The organism is Serratia sp. 506_PEND, from assembly GCF_001076875.1.
GTDB classification, from domain to species: Bacteria; Pseudomonadota; Gammaproteobacteria; order Enterobacterales; family Enterobacteriaceae; genus Serratia; species Serratia marcescens.
Genome location: NZ_JVEL01000247.1, coordinates 1 through 5,762, shown reverse-complemented (window position 1 = coordinate 5,762; position 5,762 = coordinate 1). Strand labels below are relative to the sequence as shown.

Genomic DNA, 5,762 nt, shown 5'->3' with positions numbered 1-5,762 from the left:
ATCGAACTGAGACACCTGCGTTATTTTATCGCCGTGGCGGAAGAGCTGCATTTTGGCCGCGCCGCCGAGCGGTTGCGCATCTCCCAGCCGCCGCTCAGCCAGCAAATTCAGGCGCTGGAAGAGATGGTCGGCGCGCGCTTGCTGGCGCGCAACAACCGCAACGTCAGCTTGACGCAAGCCGGGGAGATGTTCCTCAAAGAAGCCTATCAGGTGCTCGATCAGGTCGGGCGCGCGGCGGAAAAGGCGGCGCGCCTGGATCGCGGCGAACTGGGGGAAATGACCATCGGCTTTACTTCTTCCGCACCCTTTATCGGCGTGGTGGCGCGCAGCCTGCGCGCCTTTCGCCAGCAGTCCCCGCAGGTGCACATCAAGATGCGCGAAATCAACACCAAACAGCAGATCGAACCGCTGCTGAATGGTGAGCTGGATCTGGGGGTGATGCGCAATACGCGGCTGCCGGAGGCGCTGCGCTATCAGCTGCTGCTGCGTGAGCCGCTGGTGGCGGTGGTGCCGGAAGGGCATCCGCTGGCGGAAACGCCCGGCGGCGCGCTGCGGTTTCAACACTTGGCGCGGGAGCCGTTCGTGTTCTTCTCGCGCGAAGTGGGCACCGCGCTGTACGACGAAATTCTGCTGCTGCTCGGCAAAGCCGGCATTACCCCGTATATCACCCAGGAAGTGGGGGAAGCGATGACCATCATCGGGCTGGTCTCCGCCGGATTGGGCGTCTCGATTCTGCCGGCGTCTTTCGCCCGGGTGAGGGTGGACGGCGTGCGCTATTTGCCGCTGGCGGAACCGGACGCCACCACCGAAGTGTGGCTGGTGCATCACCGCCGCCGGCCGCTGACCGCTGCCGCGCAGGCGCTGATGGCGTTGATGCTGAAATGACGTTGAACTTGGGCAAATAAAAATCAATTCACGCTGAAATTGCGAGGAATTTGTGCAGCAAATCACATAACTAATCAAATAGTTGACGCTGTATGACAAAAGCCCCACCATAACCCCTAGTCTTTATTTAGAAGCGCGAAAAATTGTAGGAGCAGGTTTGTGATTGCGGTTGGGCAGCCTGGGCATATCGATCAAATCAAGCAGACCAATGCGGGGGCGGTTTATCGGCTAATCGATCAGCTGGGCCCGATTTCGCGTATCGAACTGTCAAAACGCGCGCAGCTGGCGCCCGCCAGCATCACCAAGATCGTGCGCGAACTGCTGGAAGCCCATCTGGTCAAGGAAACCGAGTACCAGGAAATCGGCAGCCGGGGCCGCCCGGCGGTGGGGCTGGTGCTGGACACCGAGGCCTGGCATTACCTGTCCGCCCGTATCAGCCGCGGCAGCATCACGCTGGCGCTGCGCGATCTCAGCAGTAAACTGGTGGTGGAGGAGCAGCTGCCGCTGGCGGCCGAACACCCCGAACCGCTGCTGAAACGCATCCTGACCGAAGTCGACCAATTCTTTATCCGCCACCAAAGCAAGCTGGAGCGGCTGACGGCGATCGCCATTACGCTGCCGGGCATGATCGACGTGCAGTCCGGCGTGGTGCACCGCATGCCGTTTTACGACGTGCTGGAGATGCCGCTCGGCCCGGCGCTGGAAACCCGCACCGGTCTGCCGGTTTACCTGCAGCACGACATCAGCGCCTGGACCATGGCCGAGGCGCTATATGGCGCCTCGCGCGGCAGCCAGAACGTGATTCAGGTGGTGATCGACCACAACGTCGGCGCCGGCGTGATCACCGGCGGCCACGTGCTGCACGCCGGCAGCCACAGCGTGGTGGAGATCGGCCACACCCAGGTCGATCCCTACGGCAAACGCTGCTACTGCGGCAACCACGGCTGTCTCGAAACCGTGGCCAGCATCGAGAACATGCTGGAGATCGCCCAGCAGCGGCTGAGCGGCTCGATGAGCTCCAGCCTGCACGGCGCGCCGCTGACCGTCGAATCGCTGTGCGACGCCGCGCTGGCGGGCGATCAGCTGGCGCGGGACATCATTCTCGGCGTCGGTCACAGCGTGGGGCGCATTCTGGCTATCATGGTCAACCTGTTCAATCCGGAGAAGATCCTGGTGGGCTCGCCGCTCAACCGCGCGGCGGAGATATTGCACCCGGCCATCGTCTCCTGCATTCGCCAGCAGGCGCTGCCGGCCTACAGCGAGCAGGTCAAGGTCGAATCCACGCAGTTCTTCAATCAGGGCACCATGCCCGGCGCGGCGCTGGTGAAAGAGGCGCTGTACAATGGTTCATTGCTGGTGCAACTGCTGCAAGGCTAACATCAGAACTTCTTATTAATCCTGCAAAAGATTGAGCTACCTCAAGCCCCTACGCGGCAGCATCCCCTAGAATTTTTCCGAAAGACTTCTTCGCCGCCGGTGCGGCGATACATTGTTAACGGGGCATTCTGGGGCATTTTATTCATGTTGAAGCGTTTATTTGTGACAGGCACGGATACCGACGTCGGTAAAACCGTGGTTTCCCGCGGGTTGATGCAGGCGCTGGCCGCCGAAGGCCGTTCGGTGGCCGGTTACAAGCCGATCGCCGCGCGCTGCCAGGAAACCAGCGAGGGCATCCGCAATAAAGACGCTTTGGTATTGCAGGCATCTTCAACCCTGCCGCTGTCCTACGAGGAGATCAATCCCATCACCTGCCTGGATGAGGTGTTTCACGCGCATGCGACCGAGGACATCAACTATGGCGTGATGAGCAGCGGTCTGCGGGATCTGTCAGCCAAAGCCGATACGGTGGTGGTGGAAGGCAGCGGCGGTTGGCGGGTGCTGATGAACGATCTGCGGCCTTACGCCGAGTGGGTGGTGCAGGAACAGCTGCCGGTGGTGCTGGTGGTGGGCATCAAGCTGGGCTGCGTCAGCCACGCGTTGCTGACCGCACAGTCGATTATCAATGACGGCCTGCCGTTGTTGGGCTGGGTCGCCAACCGCATCAATCCGGGGTTGGCGCACTATGCCGAAACCATCGCGGCGCTGCAGCAGCGCATTTCCGCGCCGCTGCTGGGTGAAATTCCGTACCTGCCGCGCGCGGAGCAGCGCGAACTGGCGCACTACCTCGACATTTCCACGCTGCTGTAAGCTCGCTCAGGCGCAAAGCGCCGCCAACAACCGGGCGGCGATCAGCAGGCCCAGCCCATACACCGTGTGGGTGAGCAGGCTGAGCAACCGCGCTCTTCTCGGGTTGGCGGTTTTGGCCGCCGCCACGCCAAAGCCCAGCGCAGGCTGCATCACCAGAAACGGCGCCGCCAGACTCAGCCAGCCGCTCAACATCGCGACGATCGGCGTCGGCGCTGCGTACCACTCGATGCCCGCCAAGCCGAGCGGGATAAAGGCGAACGCGATGCCGATGGCATAGTGCAATATCCAGCCGATTTTTCTCTCGCCCTGGCGCGGCGGCGCCGTGACGATGGTGGCGTGAAACCAGCGGCCGTCGAACATGCCGAGAAACCAGCGGCCCACCAGCGCGTAATCGAGGGAAGGGATGCCGAAGCGTCGCTTCAGCAGCAACGCCCACAAATCCATGCAGAGGGTGGCGCCGGCGCCGATGAACAGAATGCGCGCTAACATATCGAGGGTCATGCGGGTGTCCTTAACTCAGTAACGTGATAATGTGCGCACAGTGTGCAACTTAAAGTCGACTTCAAGTCAATGGCAAAAGAACTGGATATTGGCGAGGTGGCGCTTTTGAGCGGTATTGCGCCCTCGGCGCTGCGGCATTACGAGAAAAAAGGGCTGATCGCGTCGATAGGCCGCAATGGTTTACGTCGCCAATACGCCGCTGGGGTGCTGGATCAACTGAAGCTGATCGCCCTCGGGCGGCTGGCGGGATTTACGCTGGACGAGATCGCCTCGCTGTTTGACGAGCGGGGACGCATTGCCCTCGATCGCCGGCTGCTGGCGGCGCGGATTGAAGAACTGGATCACACCCTGCGGCGTCTGGGGCAGGTGCGCGCCGGTTTGCAGCACATGGTCGATTGCCCTGAACCGGAACACCTGCAGTGCCCGCAGTTCAGGAAGCTGCTGCAGCAGGGAGAGTTTTAAGCCTCGCGTTTGGGTGGTGGCGCGGTGTGGTATACCGATACCGGCCGCAGGCCGCGCGACACGGTGGTGGCGATCACGCAGGCCAGCAGAATGCCGGGCAGCAGCGCGTATTCGCCGGTCATTTCAAACACCATCAGCGCCGCCATGATCGGCGCATGGGTGGTGGCGGCCAGCAGGGTGGCCATGCCGGTCAGCGCCAGCAGCAGCGGCACCGCCGCATCCATGCCCGGCCACAGGCCGAACAGCTGACCGATGATAGAACCGAGCGCGGCGCCGACGAACAGCGTCGGGGTGAAGACCCCGCCGGGCGCGCCCGACCCGCTGCTGGCGAGGATCGCCAACAGCTTGCATACCAGGATCGCCCCCAGCAGCAACACCCCCGGCGGCGCGATCAGCAGCGCCTGCACCACGCTGTAACCGTTGCCCCACACCTGCGGGAACAGCAGCGAAAGCAGCCCGACGATCAGGCCGCCCAGCGCCAGCTGCAACGGCGGCTTCAACCGCAGCGATCGGAACGCGCGGCCGGTGGCGGTCATCAACCACAAAAACAGCGGCCCGCCGGCGCCGGCCACCACGCCGACCAGCGCCATCAGCAGGTATTGCGTCGGCAGAGGGGCGGAGAGCGGCGTCACCAGGTAGAGCGGCGCCTGGCCGCCGTTGAGCAGGTTGGTCATCAGCAGGGCGCTCACTGCGGCGATCACGACCGGGCCGAGCGAGGCCAGCATCAGGGTGCCGAACAGGATCTCGGCGATAAACAGGCTGCCCGCCAACGGCGCATGATAGGCGCTGGCCATCCCGGCGGCGGCGGCGCAGGCCACCCACAGTTTCCATTCTTTCTCGTGCGTAAAGCGCTGGGCGAAGAGCGATCCCACCAGCGCCGCCAGCAGGATCATCGCGCCTTCACGGCCGATGGCGCTGCCGCTCGACACCACCAGCAGCGACGCCAGACACTTCACCAGACTGGCGCCGGTATCCAGCTTGCCGTTGCCGGTCTCAATCGCTTCCATATAGTCGGTGGGCGCCGCCGGACGCTGGTGACGGTAGCGCTGGTGAATATACAGCAGCAGGCCCGCCGCCAGACCGCCCAGCGCGGGCGTCAGCGCGCGTCGCCAGCCGGGCAGCGCGGCGGCGGCGGCCACCAGGCTGCCGTCGGCATTGCCGAGCAGCAGCCACTCGAGGCCAATCATCGAACGGTGGAACAGCCACACCGCCAGGGCGGCGGCGACGCCGATAAACACGGCGATAAACAGGCTGCGCAGCAGGGCGCGATAGTGGTGCAGGTGGACCAATCTTTTCATGCGTGGGCGGCGTCGTGAGAAAAATCAAAGGGTCATCAGCGCATTGTGCTTGGCGCTCCGGCCGATGACCAGTGAATCTTTAGCAAACTGCGGCATAGGCGGGGCGGCGAGCGCCCCGGCGGGGGTTATTGCGGCGTCAACACCCGGCGCGTGCGGCCGGAACTGAGGTAGTCGGCGATATAATCCTGCGAGATTTCGCCGCTGTAGCGGCCGTCTTCATCGACGATCGGCATCCAGGAGGTGTTGTGTTCGTACAGCTTGGACAGCACTACGCGCAGGTTCTCCTCCGCGCGGGCGGTGACGCGAAAGCGGTGCAGGCTGTCGGCGCACACCCCGGGCGCGCCGCGCGCCTCACGGCGTTTGACGTAGCCCAGCGGTTTGCCGTCGGCGTCCACCACCGTCACCGAGCGGGCGTCGATATCGTCCATC

General features: G+C 63.6%; 7 protein-coding genes. 4 read left to right on the top strand and 3 right to left on the bottom strand.

The window, feature by feature from the left end; genetic code table 11:
• The 3 genes from ADK28_RS06375 to bioD all read left to right on the top strand — a co-directional run.
• Window positions 1-885 (top strand): LysR family transcriptional regulator (locus ADK28_RS06375; RefSeq protein ID WP_065429411.1); only part of this gene is annotated, 885 nt, incomplete at its 5' end.
• A gap of 159 nt (window positions 886-1,044) precedes the next feature.
• A complete protein-coding gene (mlc, locus tag ADK28_RS06370; protein ID WP_016927865.1) occupies window positions 1,045-2,262 on the top strand; it encodes a sugar metabolism global transcriptional regulator Mlc in 1,218 nt (405 codons plus the stop codon).
• 144 nt (window positions 2,263-2,406) lie between these two features.
• Window positions 2,407-3,072, top strand: a complete 666-nt coding sequence (gene bioD / locus ADK28_RS06365) for a dethiobiotin synthase (protein WP_033640451.1) — start codon at window positions 2,407-2,409, stop codon at window positions 3,070-3,072.
• Window positions 3,073-3,078: 6 nt separating this feature from the next.
• Here the strand turns inward: bioD and ADK28_RS06360 are convergent, their stop codons facing one another.
• Window positions 3,079-3,573, bottom strand: a complete 495-nt coding sequence (locus ADK28_RS06360; protein WP_033640450.1) for a DUF2938 family protein — start codon at window positions 3,571-3,573, stop codon at window positions 3,079-3,081.
• A 69-nt stretch (window positions 3,574-3,642) separates the two neighbouring features.
• Here ADK28_RS06360 and ADK28_RS06355 point away from each other — a divergent pair, with 69 nt between their 5' ends.
• Window positions 3,643-4,035, top strand: a complete 393-nt coding sequence (locus tag ADK28_RS06355; protein WP_033640449.1) for a helix-turn-helix domain-containing protein — start codon at window positions 3,643-3,645, stop codon at window positions 4,033-4,035.
• On the opposite strand, the gene clcB is transcribed toward ADK28_RS06355, so the two are convergent.
• The gene (gene clcB, locus ADK28_RS06350) at window positions 4,032-5,333 is read right to left on the bottom strand and encodes a voltage-gated ClC-type chloride channel ClcB (protein WP_033640447.1); all 1,302 of its coding nucleotides are present in this window, start codon (window positions 5,331-5,333) and stop codon (window positions 4,032-4,034) included. The two genes, ADK28_RS06355 and clcB, sit on opposite strands and share 4 nt — an antisense overlap.
• Before the next feature lie 125 nt (window positions 5,334-5,458).
• The coding region (locus ADK28_RS06345; protein WP_048795200.1) for a CBS domain-containing protein at window positions 5,459-5,762 on the bottom strand (304 nt) is incomplete at its 5' end.